Source organism: Pseudomonas argentinensis, assembly GCF_001839655.2.
GTDB classification, from domain to species: Bacteria; Pseudomonadota; Gammaproteobacteria; order Pseudomonadales; family Pseudomonadaceae; genus Aquipseudomonas; species Aquipseudomonas argentinensis_B.
In genome coordinates this window covers 1,305,227-1,323,830 of sequence record NZ_CP056087.1, presented here as the reverse complement: position 1 = coordinate 1,323,830, position 18,604 = coordinate 1,305,227, and the positions used below count along the sequence as shown (strand labels likewise).

Here is an 18,604-nt window from a genome sequence, read left to right as displayed (position 1 = left end):
CAGTCACCTTCTAAGGTACGCCTCGTTCACCTCCTGCCAGGTGCGCGCGGCGCTGCCACGCCGCGCGTTAAACGGGAAGTCGGTGCGCTCGCTCCGCGCGCCAAGCCGACGCTGCCCCCGCAACGGTAATCGACCGCAATCAGCCGATTGCACAACCGCTCAACCGCCACTGGGTCTACCGGGAAGGCCAGCGGTTGCAGGTCGAAAGCCCGGATACCGCCCTTGCAGGACGAGACGTGTGTTGCGGAGGGCACCACCGTCAAGCGCTGCATGGGCTCATTGCCCCGGCTGGGCTTGCTCCTGCCCTCCTCGAACGTCTGCCGACCTTTGAGGAATTCACAGAATGAAATTATCCCGCCTGCTTCTGGCGACGTCGCTGGCCCCCGGCCTGGCACTAGCCTCCCCGACGAACTACGAGGATGCACTGAAGCTCTCGGAGACCGTGGTGACGGGCAACCGTGACGTGCAGCCGCGCGAACGGAGCAGCACCCCCACCACGGTATTCACCCGCGCCGACATCGAGCGCCTGCAGCCCGGCAGCGTGCTCGACCTGCTGAGCCGGGTGCCAGGGGTGCAGGTCACCCGCGCCGGTGGCCGCGGCAGCACCAGCGGCCTGTACATTCGCGGCACCAAGACCGCACAGAGCCTGGTGCTGGTCGACGGTCAGCGCATCGGCTCGGCATCTGCTGGTGGCGCGCCGCTGGAATACCTGAATGTCGAGCAGATCGAACGTGTCGAAGTGCTGCGCGGCTCACGCTCGGCCATCCATGGTGCCGATGCGATTGGCGGCGTGGTGCAGATTTTCACCCGTCGGGCTACGGGCGAAGGGCTCAACCCGCGCCTGCGCGTCGGCTATGGGTCGAACCACAGCTGGGAACGCAGCCTGGGCCTGTCCGGTGGCGATGCCGACACTCGTTTCAACCTCGGCCTGAGCGCCGACGACACCCGCGGCATCAATCGCACCCATGCCCGCGTGGCGCCGGACAGCGATCGCGACGCCTACCGCATCAACGCCTTCAGCGCCACCCTCAGTCACCGTTTCAGCGAAGCGCTGGCAGCCGGCTTCAGCGTGCTCGACCAGCGCGGCGAGAGCGAATACGACGGTGGCTGGGAAGGTGCCTACCCGTACGCCGACTATCAACTGACCAGTTACTCCGGGTTCCTCGACGCCCAGCTGCTGCCTGACTGGAAAAGCCGCCTGGAAGTCGGCCACAGCGAGAACCGCTCCGTCGAGCGCTTCGATGACGTGCCCGCCAGCAGCCCCTTCAACACCTACCGCAACAGCCTGGCCTGGCTCAACACCCTCGACCTGGGCGACGGCCACAGCCTGCTGCTCGGCGCCGATGGCTACCAGGAACAGCTCAACAGCGATACCGCCTACGCCGAGGACAGCCGCTGGAACCACGCCCTGCTGACGCAGCACCGTTACCGCGGCGAGCGCTTCAGTACCGAGCTGGGCCTGCGCCACGAGAAGAACCAGCAGTTCGGCAGCGCCAACACGTTCAGCGCGGCCCTGGGTTACCAGCTCGATGCGCGCAACGAGCTGATCTTCTCCTACGCCGAGGGCTTCCGCGCGCCGACCTTCAACGACCTCTACTGGCCAGGCGGCGGCAACCCGGACCTGCAGCCGGAGACCTCGAAATCCTACGAGTTGCAGTGGCGCAGCCAAGTGGCCGAGCGCACGGCGCTGCAGGCCTCGGTGTACCGCACCGACCTGCGTGATGCGATCAACGGCTGGCCCGCCGAGAACCTCGACAAGGCGCGTATCAACGGCTTCGAAGGCAGCCTGCAGCAGGAACTGCTGGGCTGGCAGGCCGCCCTTGGCCTGAGCCTGATCGATCCGCGCGACCGCAGCACCGGCAGGCAATTGAATCGCCGCGCCAAGCGCACCCTGAGCCTGGATGTGGATCGCCAGTTCGGCGACTGGTCATTCGGCGCCACCTGGCAGGCGGTCAGCCGTACCTACGACGACGTCGACAATCAGCGCGAGATCGCCGGCCACGGGCTGCTTGGCCTGCGCGGCAACTGGCAGGCGACAGCGGAGCTGGCGCTGGGGCTGAAAGTGGATAACGTGCTGGACAAGGGTTACAGCCGCGCCCAGTACGGCGATGGAAGCTGGCCCGTGACGAATTACCGGGAATACCGGGAAGAAGGCCGTACTGCCCTGCTGTCACTGACCTGGACCCCGGCGTTCTGAGAGCCCGGTCACGACCTTGTTCATTCGGAAACCCCGAATCCGTATTCCTGTGGATTGGCGGCGAAGTGGCGGAAGCAGCTGCAAGCTGCAAGCTACAAGTTCAAAGCAGCCCGCAGTGCTCTAGCTTCTTCTTGCCGCTTGAGGCTTGCGGCTTGAAGCTCAATATTCGCTTCTGCCTTTCTGTCATCACTGCTCGTGGCGCCTCGTCGAGAGAGCATGAAGAGGCCTGAGTCAGGAAATGGCCCGCAAGCGGCACCTACCCGGTCGATGGATCTCCCCGATCCGTTTAAACGCTGCGGGGGCGATCCAGCCGACATGATCACACCCAGCCCTGGGCCTTGAGTTCGCTCTTCACATAGGCGTAGTAGACCGGCGCCGCCACCAGCCCGGCGATGCCGAAGGCGGCCTCGAACACCAGCATCACCAAGAGCAGCTCCCAGGCCCGCGCCTTGATCTGCCCGCCGACGATGCGCGCGTTGAGGAAGTATTCGACCTTGTGGATAACGATCAGGTAGGCCAGTGCGCCCAGCGCCACCCAGATCGACAGCGACAGGCCGACCACGAAGATCGCGGTGTTGGAGATCAGGTTGCCGACCACCGGCAGCAGGCCGGCCACGAAGGTGATCACGATCAGCGTCTTGGTCAGCGGCAGGTGCACGTCGAACAGCGGCAGTACGCCCATCAGGAAGATGCCGGTGAAGGTGGTGTTGAGCAGGGAAATCTTGATCTGCGCGAAGACGATATTGCGAAACGCCTCGACGAAACGCTGCACGCGGGTCAGCAGGGCGCCGGCCAGGGGCTTGAGCTGATCCGGCTCGGGCACGCTCTGCAGGGCGATCACCGCGCCGAGGATCATGCCGATCAACACGGTGACGAACATGTGCACGGCGCCCTTGCCAAGCAGCTGCAGCTCGCTGATGTGCCCGCGCAGCCAGTCGTGCAGCGCGACGCGGATATCGTCGACGTTGGCCGGCAGGTAGGCCACCAAGGCTTCGGGCAACTGCTCGCGGGCGCGGTCGATCACACCGAGCAGCTTGCCCATCATCCGCCCCGGGTTGTTGAGCTCGTGCATCAGCAATGAGAAGGCGCCGGCGAAGAGCAGCCCGAGCACGGCGATCACCAGCACGCTGAGCACGCCGACCGCCAGCACCCGGCCCATGTGCCCCGCCAGCAGGCGCTGCATCGGCTGCGCCAGGCGGTTGACCAGTTCGAACACCAGCAGGCCGGCCAGCAGGCTGGGCAGCAATTTCAGGGGAAAGACCAGCAGGAGCGCGGCACCAACGATCAAGGCGCTGGCAGGGGAAAACCAGGGGGATACGGGGGCTTTCATAACGTCTGCAGTGAACCGGAAGGCGTTCAATCTGCCAGTTGGCGGCGCGCTTTACCAGCGTCATCGCACGCCCCGAGCGCAAGCCTTGACGGCGATCACCTGGCCGGCGCGAGCAACGCACAGAGCCTGGCCGTGGCAGCGAGCATTTGAAAGCTGGGTCGCTCGAGGCCTTTATCAGGCAACACCACCAACTGCTCGCTCCTTACCGCCCTGAGTTGCGGCCAGCGCAGCCAAGACTGCAACTGGCGCGCATCCCCGGCGATGATCAACGCCGGGTCACGCTGCAGCACAGCCTCCACGCTGACCTGCGGCGCGGGCAGCCTGAGGTCGGCAAACACGTTGCGCGCCCCGCATACCTGCAGGGCATCGCTGATGATCTGCTCGCCGCCGACGGTATACAGCGGTGCATCCCACACCTGATAGAACACCGGCAAGGGCTCGTCACGTCGATAACGCGCCCGTAACGCTTCGAGCCCTGCGACGAAGCGATCATGCAGGCGCCGCGCCGCCTGCGGCCGACCGAGCCGCTCGCCGACCAGCAGGAACTGCCTGGCCAGCTCGTCCAGCGAATGGGGCTCGAGCACCAGCATGGGAATATCGAAGGCCTGCAATTGCTCGCGCTGGGCAGCGCTGACACTGCCCGGCCACACCAGCAGCAGATCCGGCTGCAGGGCCAGCAGGGTTTCCATTTCCAGATTCCCGTAGCGCCCCACGGAGGGCAAGTGAGCCAATGCTGCCGGGCGCTCACCGCCATCGAGCACGCCGACCAGCGTGTCGCCGGCCCCCAGTTCGAGGACGATTTCGCTCAGCGACGGCGCCAGGCTGACCACCCGCTCGGCAGCCAGCAGCGAGGTCGCCTGCAGCCAAAGCAGCACGAGCAGCACGCCGCGCATCAGAGCTGCCGAGGAAGGCGGTAGAGGTAGAGCACCACGACGCTGGCCAGCGCCAGCAGAATCTGCGGCACCGCCTCCAGCCCGGCGAACACCGCCAGGGCGGCGATCCAGGCCGGCAGCCCGGCGCCCAGCAATGCCGGGCCGCGGCGCGCGGCCAGGGTCAGCCAGGCGGCAGGTTCGTCAGCGGTATTCAGGGCTTTCACGATGGCGAACAGGGCGCGCTTGTAGCCACTGAACAGCGGCAGACTGACGAACAGCGAAGCCAACCCAGCGATGAACAACGGCATGGCCAACACGCCCGGTTGGCGCCCGGCACCGAACAGCAGATTGATCAGCAGCAGTGGAGCCAGGGTCAGTGCCAGTTGCCGCCACCAGAGCAGGGCCAGCCGGCGCTTGACCGCGGCGCGGGTCAAGGCCGCTCGACCTCACCCTGGTGCAGCTTGCCGAGCATGTGCCCGAGCTTGCCGGCCTTGGTGGCCAGGTACTTGCTGTTGTGCGGGTTGTGGCCCAATTGCAGCGGCACGCGGTTGGCGACTGGAATGCCCATGTCGCCAAGCGCCTTGACCTTGCGCGGGTTGTTGGTCATCAGCTTGAGCGAGGAGATGCCCAGGTGCTCCAGCATCGGCAGGCAGATCGCGTAGTCACGCATGTCGGCACCGAAGCCCAGGCGCTCGTTGGCCTCGACTGTGTCGGCGCCGCTATCCTGCAGCTCGTAGGCGCGGATCTTGTTGAGCAGGCCGATGCCACGGCCTTCCTGACGCAGGTACAGCAGCACGCCGCGGCCCTCCTCGGCGATGGCACGCAGGGCGCCCTCGAGCTGGAAGCCACAATCGCAGCGCAGGCTGAACAGCGCGTCACCGGTCAGGCACTCGGAATGCAGGCGCCCCAGCACCGGCTCACCGTCGGCGACATTGCCGAAGGTCAGCGCGACATGCTCCTTGCCCGTGGCCTCTTCGAGAAAGCCATGCATGGTGAACACACCGAACGGCGTCGGCAGTTGGGAGGCGGCGACGAACACGACAGGCACCGGATGCTCCTGGTAGCGGAAAGGGATGCGAATTTGCGAGGGGTGATAGTGTAACAGCAGCGTCAGGAGCCGCGTCAGCCGAATTACCGATCAAAAGGATCGAGGACCGGCTCGGCCGTCGGCGGGCTCGCAGTCGATCCTCACGCGGCTGCCAACCACCACCCCAAGGTCCGCGAACTCGCCCTGAGCGACCTCGATGATATAGCGCACCGGCTCATCGGAGCCATGACGCTGCAGGCTGAAAGGACGCATGTCGACCACCTTGCGCACCCTGCCGGCGCTGTCGATGAAGGCCGCCGACAGCGCGACGCGAGTGTCCTTCATCCACAGCTCGCGCAGCCCCTCCTGGGGCCAGGCGAAGAGCATGCCGCCGCCTGCCTCGTCACGACCGGACAGCCCCAGGGTGCGCGCCTCGGGGCTGGCGGCAAGCGGCAGGTCGCGAGCCTGCCCCGCCGGGAAGCCAACCCGGCATTCAGGCAGCTGTGCCAGCGCAGCGTTCGAGGCAAGCCCCAGGGCGACGCACAAAAGAGCGCAATGCTTCATGACGATCCCCAGCGTGAACGAGGTGCCGATCCTACGCCATTTGCCGCACCCGCAACGCGACGGACGTGCGCAGCGGATGCCCCAGCGCACCCGCATTTACCGCTATAATCGCGCATTTTTCCGGGCCGTCCTGGCCCGCTCACGCTTTCAAGCAGGCACGCATCCATGACCACTCAGGCCGCCGAAGTCGCCAAGCGCCGTACCTTCGCGATCATTTCCCACCCCGACGCCGGTAAGACCACCATCACCGAAAAGCTCCTGCTGATGGGCAAGGCGATCGAAGTGGCCGGCACGGTGAAGTCGCGTAAATCCGACCGACACGCCACGAGCGACTGGATGGAAATGGAGAAGCAGCGCGGCATCTCCATCACCACCTCGGTGATGCAGTTCCCCTACCGCGAGCACATGATCAACCTGCTCGACACCCCTGGCCACGAAGACTTCTCGGAAGACACCTACCGCACCCTGACCGCGGTGGACAGCGCGCTGATGGTGCTCGACGGCGGTAAAGGCGTCGAGCCACGCACCATCGCCCTGATGGACGTGTGCCGCCTGCGCGACACGCCCATCGTCAGCTTCGTCAACAAGCTCGACCGCGACATCCGCGACCCCATCGAACTGCTCGACGAAATCGAGGCGGTGCTGAAGATCAAGGCCGCACCGATCACCTGGCCGATCGGCTGCTACCGCGACTTCAAGGGCGTGTATCACCTGGCAGGCGACTACATCATCGTCTACACCGCCGGCCACGGCCACGAGCGAACCGAAACCAAGATCATCGAGAAACTGGACTCCGACGAAGCCCGCGCCCACCTGGGCGACGAGTACGAGCGCTTCGTCGAGCAGCTGGAGCTGGTTCAGGTCGCCTGCCATCCGTTCGACCAGGACGAATTCGACAACGGCCAGCTGACCCCGGTGTTCTTCGGCACTGCATTGGGCAACTTCGGCGTCGACCATGTGCTCGACGCCGTGGTCGACTGGGCGCCGCGCCCCCTGGCCCGCGTGGCCCACGAGCGCCCGGTGGAGCCGACCGAGGAGAAGTTCTCGGGCTTCGTGTTCAAGATCCAGGCGAACATGGACCCCAAGCACCGCGACCGCGTGGCCTTCATGCGCATCTGCTCGGGCAAGTACGAGAAAGGCATGAAGATGCGCCACGTGCGCACCGGCAAGGACGTACGCATCGGCGACGCCCTGACCTTCTTCTCCAGCGAGCGCGAGATGCTCGAGGAAGCCTGGGCGGGCGACATCATCGGCCTGCACAACCACGGCACCATCCAGATCGGCGACACCTTCACCGAAGGCGAAGCCCTGGGCTTCACCGGTATCCCGCACTTCGCCCCGGAGCTGTTCCGTCGCGTGCGTCTGAAGGACCCGCTGAAATCCAAGCAGCTGCGCCAGGGCCTGCAGCAGCTCGCCGAGGAAGGGGCCACCCAGGTGTTCTTCCCGGAGCGCAGCAACGACATCATCCTCGGCGCCGTCGGTGTGCTGCAGTTCGACGTGGTCGCCAGTCGCCTGAAAGAGGAATACAAGGTCGAGTGCGGCTACGAGCCGATCACCGTCTGGTCGGCGCGCTGGATCGAGTGCGACGACAAGAAGAAGCTCGAGGAATTCTCCAACAAGGCCGTGGAGAACCTTGCCCTCGACGGCGGTGGCCACCTCACCTACCTGGCGCCGACCCGCGTCAACCTGAGCCTGATGGAAGAACGCTGGCCGGACGTGAAATTCCGCGCCACCCGCGAGCACCACTGATCAGGCGCTCAGCAGACTGTAGGGCGCATTAGCCGAAGGCGTAATGCGCCGCACGATGGCCAGCCCCCTGAAAATCAAAACGCCCCGCGCGAGGCAGGGCGTTCAGTACCGCAGCGGGTATCGTGGTTCGCGGTAAACGACGGATTACGCCTTCGGCTAATCCATCCTACGGGTTATCCGTCATACCTTGATCAGGCTAGAAGTGAGGCATGCCGCGATAACAAGGTTTCAGGTCAGCGGGCGGCATCCCGCAACAGGATTGCCTTGGAGTACGCCAGGAACTCGTCGAGATGGCCGGTGATTACCGCGATGGTGATTGGCAGTTGCAAGGCCTGATACTCATGCACCGCAATATTGCGGTAGCCAACCATCCGTTTGAGCGCCTCGGCTAGCTGCTTTTCGATCCAGCCGTGCTCGGCCAACAAGGCGAATACATCCCGGGCGCTTTGCGGTATGCCCAGCCGCTCTCGGCGAATCAGATGCTGGCCCATGTCCAGCGCAGCCTCACAGGCACGCTGAATATTCAGGATGGCCGCATCCTGGCGAGTGAAGTCTTCACCGAAGGTCGCCGGGTCACGGTGGTACTCTTCACGCGCACGGCGAACGCAGCGCTCGATACTCGCCGCCTTGTTGAGCAGCACATCATCGGCCATACACCCGCCCCTCCTGTTCGATAATACGCAGCAGCGGCGCCCTGGCTGCATCCAACGCCAGCTTCTCGCTGAGCATGGCACACTCGAACAAACCCGCCCGCTCGTCCCTGGCCCACCAGCGCTCGCCGTGCACGATCACCTGCTGCTGCATCACCGTCGAGGCGTTGCGCAAATCCAGCAGATCCACGGGACAGCCCACTATGTCCTCGAGTTCTCCGGCCACCCTCCATAACGCCACGGGCTCTGCATAGCCTTCTACCAACACAGCAAGATCCAGGTCGCTATGCGCATTCGCCCCACCCTGAACGCGACTGCCGAACGCATAGATGCCCAGTACGCCCTCGAGCCGGGCGCACAGTAAATCAATCACGGCCTGTCGGTTCATATGCCCTCCTGCTGAGCAGGCAAGTGTACCCCAGGGCGTGGTTGAACCGCGTCAGTCCGAAACCGCAGGGCGAATGCGCCGAGGGACCTGCCATACGGCGCCACGGCAGCAAAACGCCCCACACAGGTGCGAGGCGTCCAGAGGCAGCGTGAAGTGGGATGCTGGCGTGGCCCAACCCTAAGGCCGAGCGCACGCTGCCATCTACTCTTCCGGTAACGCCCAGGCGGTCACCGAATCGCCGATCTTGGTGCCGAACGAGCCATGCCCGCCGGCCATCTGCACCACGTACTGCTTGCCGGTCTTTTCCGACACGTAGGTCATCGGCGTTGCCTGGCCGCCCGCCGGCAGACGCCCTTTCCACAGCTCCTTGCCGGTCTTCAGGTCATAGGCGCGCAGGTAGTAATCCAGCGTACCGCTCATAAAGGCCACGCCACCGGCGGTGACGATCGGCCCACCGAGCGCCGGCGTACCCACCGGGAACGGCAGGCCCAGCGGAGCGCTGTCACGACTGGTGCCGTTCTTGTGCATCCACACCTTCTTCATGGTGCGCAGGTCCACGGCGGTCACATAGCCCCAGGGCGGCGACTGGCACGGCAGACCGAGCACAGACAGGAACGGCTGCAAGCGCACCATATAAGGCGCCCCCAGATTGGGCTGCAGGCCGGTTTCCCCACCGCCCATTTGCTCGTCGGGATCGACCTCGCTGCGCTTGACCATCTGCGAGATGAACGCCAGGTAGTTAGGCGCGCCGAACAGCAACTGCCGGTTCGGATCCACCGCCACCGACGGCCAGTTGAAGGTGCCGACATTGCCCGGATAGATCAACGAGCCCTGCTGCGACGGCGGGGTAAAGTCACCCTCGTAACGCAGCTTGCGGAACTGGATACGGCAGAGCATCTGGTCGATTGGCGTACCGCCCCACATGTCGCGCTCGCGCAACGGTTCGTCAGGCGCATAGCTGAGCGCCGATGTGGGTTGGGTAGCGGCGGTGGTGTCGCCGTAGTCGGTGCCCTGGGGCACCGGCATCTCGTTGACCGGCACGATGGGCTCGCCGGTACGGCGGTCGAGCACATACAGATCACCGCGCTTGGTCGCCTGGATGATGGCCGGTACCTTGCCTTGGGCACCATCGATATCCACCAGGGTCGGCTGCGATGGCAGATCGCGGTCCCAGAGATCGTGGTGCACCGTCTGGAACTCCCAGCGCACCTTGCCGGTTTCCAGGTCGAGCGCGACCAAGGTGTCGGTAAACCGCTCGGCCAACTCGTTACGCGGAATCGACCACTGATCCGGGGTCTGGTTGCCCATCGGCAGATACACCAGCCCCAGCGCCTCGTCGGCGGTGGGAATCGTCCAGACGTTGGGCGTGCTGCGTACGTAGGTTTCGCCCGGTGCCAGCGGCTCGGTGGCGTCGGGATTGCCCGGATCGAAATTCCACACCAGCTCGCCGGTCTTCACGTCATAGGCGCGAATCACGCCGCCGGGAGAATCCACCGAGCCGTTATCGGTAATCGAACCGCCCTGGATCACCAGCTTGCCGGTCACCACGGGCGGCGAGGTCGGCAAGTAGACGCCCAGCGCCCCCTCCCCCAACCCGGCCTTGAGATCGACCGTGCCGGCATCGCCAAAGTCCTCGCACGGCTGACCGTCCTCGACATCCAGCGCCATCAGGGTGCCGTCATTGGTCGGCAGGAACAGGCGCTTTTCACAACGCGCAGCAGGCTGGTTGGGCTGCTCGGCTACATTGGCGGTGGCCGCCGCAGCGCTGCCATCGTGATAGGCCAGCCCACGGCAGGTCATATGCTGGTAGTACTCGGCATCCCGGTTGATGCTCGGGTCGAAGCGCCAGCGCTCCTCGCCAGTGTCCGCATCCAGGGCAATCGCCACGCTATGGGGCGTGCAGATAAACAGGGAATTGCCAACCTTCAGCGGGGTGACCTGATTGGTCAGCTCATGGGGATCCCCCGCGCCCGGCAAGTCCCCGGTATGAAACTCCCAGGCCTTTTCCAGCTTGCCGGCATTCTCGGGAGTAATCAGATCGGCCGTCGAATAACGATCGCTGTGCTTCGAACCACCATAAGTCGGCCACTCAGTCGCCGAGCGCTGCGCAACGCCACTAGCCGCCTCACCCTGCATCTGCGCATCGCTGAATTCGCCTTCGATGGAATGGTAATCCTGGGTCAGCGAATAACCGGCCATCACCGCACCAGCCAAGAGCCCTACGCCCAGAACGCCGGTCGCGCCATCCCGCCAGACGCCATTGCGCCCGACATGCCGATTAACGAAAGGTAGAAATAGCCAGAGACCGAGAATGCACCACAGGTCAATCCGTGGCGCCAGTTGCCACCAGTCGAAGCGGACTTCGTAGAGGGTCCAGGCTAGGGTGCCTAGGAGCAGCAAGCCATAGAGCATGATTGCGGAGCGGCGGCGGGCGAATAGCAAACCAGCCACGATCAACAGCCCTAAACCGGCAATGAGGTAATACCAGGAGCCATCCAAACTCACCAGGTAACCTCCACCAGCGGTCATGACTGCACCCAGCAGCAAAACTGCCAAGGCGGTAAGGGTGACCCACAATGGGCGACGGTATTCGATACTCATGGCGCACTCCCCTGCGACTTATTACACGTGACATAGCGAAATCTTTGGCAACAAAGGCTAGGTCAGAGAGCAGTGGAGGCAAGGGCGGCGTAGTTGGTTCAGGTTTTCGGGGAAAAGCAGGCAGTCAATGGAGCTGGCATCCCTGGCGGGTCACCATCCAACATGCGAAATCTTCAAACTGGGCTGAAAGCCAAAGGTTGGGTTTGGCATGCTAGCGCGAGCTCCATGATGACCTAGATTTTGTATCCCCTAGGAAGCGTGACTGAGCACACTGCGGTTACCAATGATCTTCTGGCATTATGCGGAACCAATACCACTATAGAGCCGAGCAATCCAAGTGAGCGAATTCCTCAGCACCTTGCGCGAGCGGGTAACCTCGGGCACAGCCATCGTAGGTATCTATGGCCTAGGCTATGTAGGGTTGCCACTAGCGTTACGCTTTTCTGAAGTAGGTATCAAAGTTATAGGCTTTGACATCGATCAAACTAAGGTGGACACCCTTCTGGCTGGGGAAAGCTATATAGAAAGACTAACGCCTGACCGGATCAAAGAAGCCCTCAGACAAGGATTCGACGCAACCGTCGACTTCTCCAGAACTACCGAGGCTGACGCACTTATAATTTGCGTGCCCACACCACTGAACAATCACAGAGAGCCCGATCTAAGCTATGTCATAAAGACGGTAGAGGCGATACTTCCTCACTTCCGAAAAGGTAAATTGCTTTCTTTAGAAAGTACTACTTGGCCCGGAACAACCGACGAAGAACTGGCGCCCAGGCTCTTGGCAAGCGGTTTCATTCCTGGCGAAAATTGCGCGCTGGTGTTTTCACCAGAGCGTGAAGATCCCGGAAATCCGCACTATGGCACTCAGGACATCCCCAAGATAATAGGGGGCATGAGTGCAAGCTGCCTTGAGATCGGTCAAGCACTCTATCAGCATGCCATTCGGACGCTAGTTCCCGTGAGCAATACCCGCACTGCTGAGATGACTAAACTGCTGGAAAACATCCATAGAGCAGTGAATATCGGACTGGTCAATGAGATGAAAATCGTGGCCGACAAGATGAACATCGATATACACGAAGTCATCCGTGCAGCGGCCACTAAGCCCTTTGGCTTCACACCTTATTACCCAGGGCCAGGCCTTGGCGGGCACTGCATTCCCATTGATCCCTTCTACCTTACTTGGAAGGCAAAGGAATATGGAATCAACACAAGATTTATCGAGCTTGCGGGTGAAATCAACCACTACATGCCACGATGGGTAGTACAAAAGGTAGCAGATGCCCTCAATGATCATGGCAAATCGGTTAAAGGCAGCCGTATCCTGATCTTAGGACTCGCATACAAGAAAAATATCGACGACAGTCGTGAGTCTCCGGCCGTTGAAATCATGGAACTGCTACAGGAAAAAGGAGCATTAATCGAATATTGTGATCCACATGTGCCGAACTTCCCGAAAAAGCGCGGCCACCATTTTGATCTTAACTCAGTAACGCTGGATGCCGAACGCATTGCCAGTTACGACTGTATCGTTCTAGCAACGGATCATGATGCCTTTGATTACCCCCTGCTGCAGAGTCACGCCAGACTTCTGATCGACACCCGGGGTAGACTGACGGGGGCTGCAAATGTCATCCCAGCCTGAGACACACACTCGCAAGCCAAACATTCTGATCGTTACCCGCAATCTACCGCCCTTAGTGGGCGGTATGGAGCGACTAAATTGGCATATGGCTGATGAGCTCAGCAAGCAGGCTAGTGTTCGCGTGGTTGGCCCCTCCGAGGCTGCAGCACTGAAACCCGAGACAGTAACCTTGGACGTGGTACCACTCAAACCCCTGCCGCTGTTCCTGCTGCTGAGTTTTCTCAAAGGATTATGGATTGCCCTACGCTGGAAACCCGATGTTATCCTTGCTGGCAGCGGCCTGACCGCCCCTATCGCCTGGCTGTTGAGCAAATTGTGTGGCGCTCGCTCGGCAGCCTACTTGCATGGATTAGACATCACCGTCAATCACAGCGCGTATCGCAGGCTCTGGCGACCAACCTTCAAGAAGCTGGATCGGGTCATCGTCAACAGCACACCCACGCAAGCATTGGCTATAGCTGCCGGTGTCAGCCAAAACAATATCAGCATTGTCTATCCCGGTGTGAGCTTGCCAAAAGCATCACAGCCGGCAGAAAGCATCGCTGCGTTTAAAGAAAAGTACGGGCTAACCGGCAAAAAAATCCTGCTGTCCGTGGGGCGTCTGACCACCCGTAAGGGATTAAGGGAGTTTGTCGAGCAGGCCCTGCCCACCATCGTAAAAGCTGAGCCTGATGCCATGCTGGTTGTAATTGGCGAAGCGCCGAAGAATTCTCTGGGGGCCAGCATCCAGACTGTCGAAAGCATCCAAGTCCAGGCAGAACACTCCGGCGTACGTGAGCAGATCAGGTTCCTGGGTGTAATCACCGACAAGGCCTTACTGACCACCGCCTACGAGGCTGCCGATGTACACGTGTTCCCTGTACGCCATATCCTCAATGACCCGGAAGGTTTTGGCATGGTGGCCATCGAAGCTGCCGCGCACGGGTTGCCGACCGTGGCTTTTGCCACGGGTGGTGTGGTCGATGCAGTTGCAGAGGGGCAATCCGGGTATCTAGCGAAAAAAAATAATTACCAAGATCTTAGTGCACGCACCATCGAATTACTGCAACACCCCCTACTGGACGAAAACATACGCCGCTTTGCACAAAGGTTTGAATGGGCCAAATTTGGGCAAACTGTGGCAAAAGCACTGAACCCGCAATGAACATCCTATTTATCGGCAAACGCTTTTATACCAATCGCGATGCGCTTACAGAGCGGTATGGACGCATTTATCAATTGCCTTTGCATTGGTCACGCCTAGGAGCCTATGTGCAGCTTTGGCTCATTGATTACCACAGCAAGGCAAGCAGCCAAAGCCAAGACGAAAAGCTGCATACCCTCAACAGTCCCGTCAAAACAGGCCGTGTGCTGAAAGACTACCTTCATTTCAAAAAAAGTAAAAAACCTGACCTCATCATTGCTAGTGGCGATGCCTATATTGCTTACCTAGGCTATCGCTTGGCCCAAGCGCATGGGGCCAGATTTATTTTTGATGTATATGACAAATACGATGAATTTGGCGGCTACATCAAACCACTGGGCTTTGATCTTTTTGGCTTCCTCCTCAAAAAAGCCGATAACTGCTTTTTTGCCAGCAGCCATTTGATGCGACAAATGGGGCAAGTCGGTCGGGATCACATTGCCCTCAACGGTGTTGACGCCAGCCGCTTCAAAGCAATTGACCGCGAGCTGGCAAGGCAGCAACTTAAACTCAATACAGAAGAAGCATTTATCGGCTACTTTGGCAGTATGGAGCCAGACCGTGGCGTGCAAGACCTGGTCGATGCCGTCACCCAGCTGAGGGCCGAAGGCATAGCCATCAAAACCCTGATTGCCGGCAGAGCATCTGAACATGTGAATTTACAAACAGAAGCCGTGCATTACTTGGGTAACTTGCCTTTCGACCAAATGCCCTATGCACTGGCTTCATGCAATTTGTTAGCCATACCCTACCGCCGCTCGCCCTTTATGGATGCAGGCGCCTCCAACAAAATTGCCGAAGCCGTAGCTTGCCGCCGGCCTATTGTGGCCACACGCAGCCCCAACCTCATGGCCAATTACCCCAAACAGGCCCAATCATTGACCCCTTTTATGGCCGAACCTGGTCAAGCGGAGGATTTGGCTAGGGCTATCAAACAGCAGTTTGAACACAACTTTATCGTTGAAGACATTGAAGGCATTTACTGGCCTGAAATCGCCCAAGCCTCTTTTCATTTCTTAGAGCGGCTCACCCATGACAAAACTTAAAACCATTATTTGCACCATTGGTACCCGCCCTGAGGCTATCAAAATGGTTCCTGTCATTAGGGCGCTCAAAACCAGCAACTGGGCCCGCTGCGTGGTCGTCGCCACGGCCCAACACCGTGAGATGCTCGATCAAATGCTGGGCCGCTTTGGCATTGCCGTTGATTACGACCTTGATCTCATGCAGCCCAACCAAAGTCTGAGCCAGCTCTTGGCCCGTATGCTGCCCAAGCTAGAGCCCATCATTGAGCAAGAGCGCCCTGCGGCTCTCATTGCCCAAGGAGACACCGCCACCGTATTCGGCTCGGCCCTAGCCGCCTTTCATGCCCAGGTGCCTTTTGGCCATGTCGAGGCGGGCCTAAGAACGCACAACCTGGCTCACCCGTTCCCTGAAGAGGGCTATCGCCAAATGGCCTCACGCATCACCCACTGGCACTTTGCCCCCACGCCACAAGCGGCAGAAAACCTAAAAAGCGAAGGCATAAACCCCAGCAGGATTTTCATAACAGGCAACACCTGCATTGACACCCTCTTTCAAACCGTGGCCGAACTACCCCAGCAAAAAACAAATGCCACAAAAACCATTTTGCTCACTGCCCACCGGCGCGAGAACTTCGGTCAGCCCTTGGCCGACATTTTCACCGCCGTACTGCACATCTTGGCGCAGCACCCACAGGTACAAGTGCTCTACCCTGTACACCCTAACCCCAATGTGCAAGAACTGGCACGCCACGTACTTGGCCAGCACGAGCGCATCACCCTGTGCGAGCCGCTGGATTACTTTGACTTCGTTGTCGCCATGCAAAACGCCCACATCATCCTCACCGATAGCGGCGGCGTACAAGAAGAAGCTCCGTCCTTGAAAAAACCCGTTTTGGTTTTGCGTGAAACTACAGAAAGACCAGAAGCCTTAGAAGCAGGCGCAAGCAAATTGGTGGGATCAAACATCGCCGTCATCACGCAAGAGGTCAACCGCCTACTTGAAGATGAAGCCCATTACCGTAGCATGCAAATCAAACAATCTCCGTTTGGAAATGGGCATGCGGCAGTAGCCATAAGCAATGCATTGAGCGCAGACCAATGAAGCTGCTCTTCATCCCACCCCGCATGGTCGCTGGTGGCATTGAGCAAATTACGAAGATGTACGTGGCTGCGACAAGGATCTCAGAAAAATGAACACTGATTCGAATCCTCATTGGTCACGTGGCCAGCTGGAAGCGGTAGTGGAGTGTCCTGCCTGTAGCAGTAGCAAGCGTGCTATGGTCAGCTTTACGCGCCGTGATAACGAAGGTGCTATGCCCGACCTATGGAGCATGGTGCAGTGCATCGATTGCCAGTCCATCTGGCTTGACCCGCGTCCGGACGCGCAATCGTTGCCGCGTGCCTATGACGATTACTACACGCACAACACCGAGGCCGACGATGTGCCACAAAACGGCGGCAGGGGCCTTGCCTGGAGGCTGATCAACGGCTACCTCAACCGGCGCTTTGGCATGCACCGCAAGCCTGCGTCCAGTTGGGGCTACGCAGTCTTTTCGCTCATCGAACCTTGGCGGCTCAAGCTCGACTACTACGGCAGGCACTTGACGCACAAGCGCGTCGGCAGCCCCGGGAGCTTGCTTGATATTGGCTGCGGTAACGGCGCCTTTCTGAAACGCGCCAAAGAGATGGGGTGGCGCGTTTACGGCTGCGAGATCGACCCCAAAGCAGTTACTGCATGCCGCAGCGTTGGCATCGATGTGATCGAAGGTGATGCCTTTGCGCCGGAACTGGCCGGGCAATCGTTCGACGTCATCACCATGAGTCATGTGATCGAACACGTACATGACCAGCCCGCCCTGCTGCAGCGCGCTCACGATCTACTGCTTCCCGGCGGCTGGCTCTGGTTGGCAGCCCCCAACCCCCAGAGCATTGGGCTATTCATATCCAACTCAGCTTGGCATGCCTTGCATCCACCCTATCACCTATGCATCCCTAGCCGACTCATTCTGACAAACTGGCTCAAAGAACAAGGTTTCTCCGAGATAAAACTCTTGAGACGTGGCGCACATGTTCGCCAGATATGGCGAACCTCCAAAGCCATTGCCCAACGAGAAGTCATTACCGCGCCGTCTTCTGCCCCCTTGTTCGCTTGGCGTTTGCTCGCCGACGCCTTAGCAACCATCAGTCCGTACTGGGCTGAAGAAACAGTAATACTAGCGCGGAAACCGGAGTGATCTGATGAGGACGGATACCACTACACCAATCATCGGACTTGTTCTGCACTTTCGCACACCAGAAAAAACACTAGCCTGCCTGCGATCTCTTCAACAAGAAGGGATCCGCAAGGTCATCGTCGTAGACAACTCAGAAGATGATGGCCAATCCATCGCAGCCATGCAGGGCGATCTGGATGCGCTGCACAACACCGGGTTTGATACTGAGGTATTGAATCCTGGGCGCAACCTTGGCTTTGCAGCAGGCGTCAATATGGGGCTTGCACATATTGCCGCCAGACAAGCCAGCCACGTACTGCTAATCAACTCAGATGCACAACTGACCCCCAGCGCACTCAGCCACATGCGCCGTGCGCTGCAAACCGCCGCCATCGTTGCGCCGCGCATTACGCAAGGCAATGAAGCGCATACATCACCCTTCGCCTACTACGACCGCTTACTAGGTCTAATCACGCGCAAGCCCTACGCCATGCCATTGCGCTATGCCAGCGGCTGCTGCCTCTTGGTTCATGTCGATCAAGCGCATACACCGTTGTTTGATCAGGATTTCTTCTTCTATGGTGAGGACGTCATGCTTGGCTTTACTACAGAGCAAAACCAGATCGCCGAACAGGAATGCCTGCAAGCCAGTGCCTCACACGCCACTTCGTCCAGCGCCAGGAACGGCTCGCTGTTCTACGAATACCACATCAACCGGTCACACTGGTTGCTGGCCTGCAAGCTGGCTCGCAACCGGCTGGAGCTGTGCGCGTTCATCACAGCCCGGTGCATGACGCTACCTTTACGCGCCCTGATACGTAGCTTGCGCTTTCGCTCACTGATAGCGTGGAAAGGCTTGCTAATGGCGACCTTCGATATCTTACGTGGAAGATACCGAAGCCTTACACCACCGGCGGCTACGGCGAACCCGCACCACCAACCAACCACCCAATAACGCCATTACCCATTCGGAGCACACCAGCGCCAAAGCCATGCCATGCATGCCCCAATACACTGTCAGCAGGATAGCCGCCACGCTCAGCGTCACCAAGCCAACCACCTCGAACCCTGCCCGCATCCAGGGCCTACCCAATGCCATCAGCACATTGCCAGCCGCAATGCGCAAGGCCATGCCGGGCACCGCAAGGCACAACCAG

The 18,604-nt window shown here is 60.4% G+C and carries 17 protein-coding genes and 1 riboswitch; of the genes, 8 read left to right on the top strand and 9 right to left on the bottom strand.

The features are described from left to right. The first annotated feature begins 21 nt into the window (after window positions 1-21). Window positions 22-240, top strand: a riboswitch (cobalamin riboswitch). A gap of 103 nt (window positions 241-343) precedes the next feature. Then, window positions 344-2,197 carry a TonB-dependent receptor domain-containing protein gene (locus SA190iCDA_RS05985; protein ID WP_070884442.1) on the top strand — a complete coding sequence of 618 codons (1,854 nt, stop codon included), beginning with the start codon at window positions 344-346 and terminating at the stop codon, window positions 2,195-2,197. Between the two features lie 319 nt (window positions 2,198-2,516). Here SA190iCDA_RS05985 and SA190iCDA_RS05980 read toward each other — a convergent pair whose 3' ends face one another. The 5 genes from SA190iCDA_RS05980 to SA190iCDA_RS05960 all read right to left on the bottom strand — a co-directional run bounded on the left by SA190iCDA_RS05980 (window position 2,517) and on the right by SA190iCDA_RS05960 (window position 5,990). Next, window positions 2,517-3,527, bottom strand: a complete 1,011-nt coding sequence (locus tag SA190iCDA_RS05980; RefSeq protein ID WP_070884443.1) for an AI-2E family transporter — start codon at window positions 3,525-3,527, stop codon at window positions 2,517-2,519. Between the two features lie 95 nt (window positions 3,528-3,622). Then, the gene (locus SA190iCDA_RS05975) at window positions 3,623-4,420 is read right to left on the bottom strand and encodes a helical backbone metal receptor (RefSeq protein WP_070884444.1); all 798 of its coding nucleotides are present in this window, start codon (window positions 4,418-4,420) and stop codon (window positions 3,623-3,625) included. Continuing rightward, window positions 4,420-4,833: an MFS transporter gene (locus SA190iCDA_RS05970; protein WP_070884445.1), complete on the bottom strand. Its 414-nt coding sequence runs from the start codon at window positions 4,831-4,833 to the stop codon at window positions 4,420-4,422. The genes SA190iCDA_RS05975 and SA190iCDA_RS05970 overlap by 1 nt, the downstream gene beginning before the upstream one ends. Then, a complete protein-coding gene (gene ribA / locus SA190iCDA_RS05965) occupies window positions 4,830-5,447 on the bottom strand; it encodes a GTP cyclohydrolase II (RefSeq protein WP_070884446.1) in 618 nt (205 codons plus the stop codon). Before ribA ends, SA190iCDA_RS05970 begins: the two co-directional genes overlap by 4 nt. A gap of 90 nt (window positions 5,448-5,537) precedes the next feature. Beyond that, window positions 5,538-5,990 (bottom strand): DUF192 domain-containing protein, encoded by a 453-nt coding sequence (locus SA190iCDA_RS05960; protein WP_070884447.1) that lies wholly within the window; start codon window positions 5,988-5,990, stop codon window positions 5,538-5,540. 165 nt (window positions 5,991-6,155) lie between these two features. Here SA190iCDA_RS05960 and SA190iCDA_RS05955 point away from each other — a divergent pair, with 165 nt between their 5' ends. Further along, complete coding sequence (locus tag SA190iCDA_RS05955) at window positions 6,156-7,739, top strand: peptide chain release factor 3 (protein WP_070884448.1); 1,584 nt, start codon at window positions 6,156-6,158, stop codon at window positions 7,737-7,739. A 233-nt stretch (window positions 7,740-7,972) separates the two neighbouring features. On the opposite strand, the gene hepT is transcribed toward SA190iCDA_RS05955, so the two are convergent. The 3 genes from hepT to SA190iCDA_RS05940 form a co-directional block, all read right to left on the bottom strand. Further along, window positions 7,973-8,392 carry a type VII toxin-antitoxin system HepT family RNase toxin gene (hepT, locus tag SA190iCDA_RS05950; protein WP_070884449.1) on the bottom strand — a complete coding sequence of 140 codons (420 nt, stop codon included), beginning with the start codon at window positions 8,390-8,392 and terminating at the stop codon, window positions 7,973-7,975. After that, window positions 8,382-8,777, bottom strand: coding sequence for a type VII toxin-antitoxin system MntA family adenylyltransferase antitoxin (gene mntA, locus SA190iCDA_RS05945; RefSeq protein WP_070884450.1), 396 nt, complete (start codon window positions 8,775-8,777; stop codon window positions 8,382-8,384). Before mntA ends, hepT begins: the two co-directional genes overlap by 11 nt. 201 nt (window positions 8,778-8,978) lie before the next feature. After that, window positions 8,979-11,378: a membrane-bound PQQ-dependent dehydrogenase, glucose/quinate/shikimate family gene (locus SA190iCDA_RS05940; RefSeq protein WP_070884451.1), complete on the bottom strand. Its 2,400-nt coding sequence runs from the start codon at window positions 11,376-11,378 to the stop codon at window positions 8,979-8,981. Between the two features lie 337 nt (window positions 11,379-11,715). On the opposite strand from SA190iCDA_RS05940, the gene SA190iCDA_RS05935 reads away from it, so the two are divergent. The 6 genes from SA190iCDA_RS05935 to SA190iCDA_RS05910 all read left to right on the top strand — a co-directional run bounded on the left by SA190iCDA_RS05935 (window position 11,716) and on the right by SA190iCDA_RS05910 (window position 18,402). Next, complete coding sequence (locus SA190iCDA_RS05935; protein ID WP_070884452.1) at window positions 11,716-13,026, top strand: nucleotide sugar dehydrogenase; 1,311 nt, start codon at window positions 11,716-11,718, stop codon at window positions 13,024-13,026. 85 nt (window positions 13,027-13,111) lie between these two features. After that, a complete protein-coding gene (locus SA190iCDA_RS05930) occupies window positions 13,112-14,170 on the top strand; it encodes a glycosyltransferase family 4 protein (RefSeq protein WP_236101054.1) in 1,059 nt (352 codons plus the stop codon). Beyond that, a complete protein-coding gene (locus SA190iCDA_RS05925) occupies window positions 14,167-15,255 on the top strand; it encodes a glycosyltransferase (protein ID WP_070884454.1) in 1,089 nt (362 codons plus the stop codon). The genes SA190iCDA_RS05930 and SA190iCDA_RS05925 overlap by 4 nt, the downstream gene beginning before the upstream one ends. After that, on the top strand, window positions 15,242-16,336 hold the full coding sequence (gene wecB, locus SA190iCDA_RS05920; protein ID WP_070884455.1) for a non-hydrolyzing UDP-N-acetylglucosamine 2-epimerase: 1,095 nt from the start codon (window positions 15,242-15,244) through the stop codon (window positions 16,334-16,336). Before SA190iCDA_RS05925 ends, wecB begins: the two co-directional genes overlap by 14 nt. A gap of 88 nt (window positions 16,337-16,424) precedes the next feature. Further along, window positions 16,425-17,468 carry a class I SAM-dependent methyltransferase gene (locus tag SA190iCDA_RS05915; RefSeq protein WP_083329720.1) on the top strand — a complete coding sequence of 348 codons (1,044 nt, stop codon included), beginning with the start codon at window positions 16,425-16,427 and terminating at the stop codon, window positions 17,466-17,468. A gap of 4 nt (window positions 17,469-17,472) precedes the next feature. Then, window positions 17,473-18,402 carry a glycosyltransferase gene (locus SA190iCDA_RS05910; RefSeq protein ID WP_070884457.1) on the top strand — a complete coding sequence of 310 codons (930 nt, stop codon included), beginning with the start codon at window positions 17,473-17,475 and terminating at the stop codon, window positions 18,400-18,402. Here SA190iCDA_RS05910 and SA190iCDA_RS23340 read toward each other — a convergent pair. Beyond that, the gene (locus SA190iCDA_RS23340; protein ID WP_419203829.1) at window positions 18,328-18,579 is read right to left on the bottom strand and encodes a polysaccharide biosynthesis C-terminal domain-containing protein; all 252 of its coding nucleotides are present in this window, start codon (window positions 18,577-18,579) and stop codon (window positions 18,328-18,330) included. The two genes, SA190iCDA_RS05910 and SA190iCDA_RS23340, sit on opposite strands and share 75 nt — an antisense overlap. Window positions 18,580-18,604: the final 25 nt, after the last annotated feature.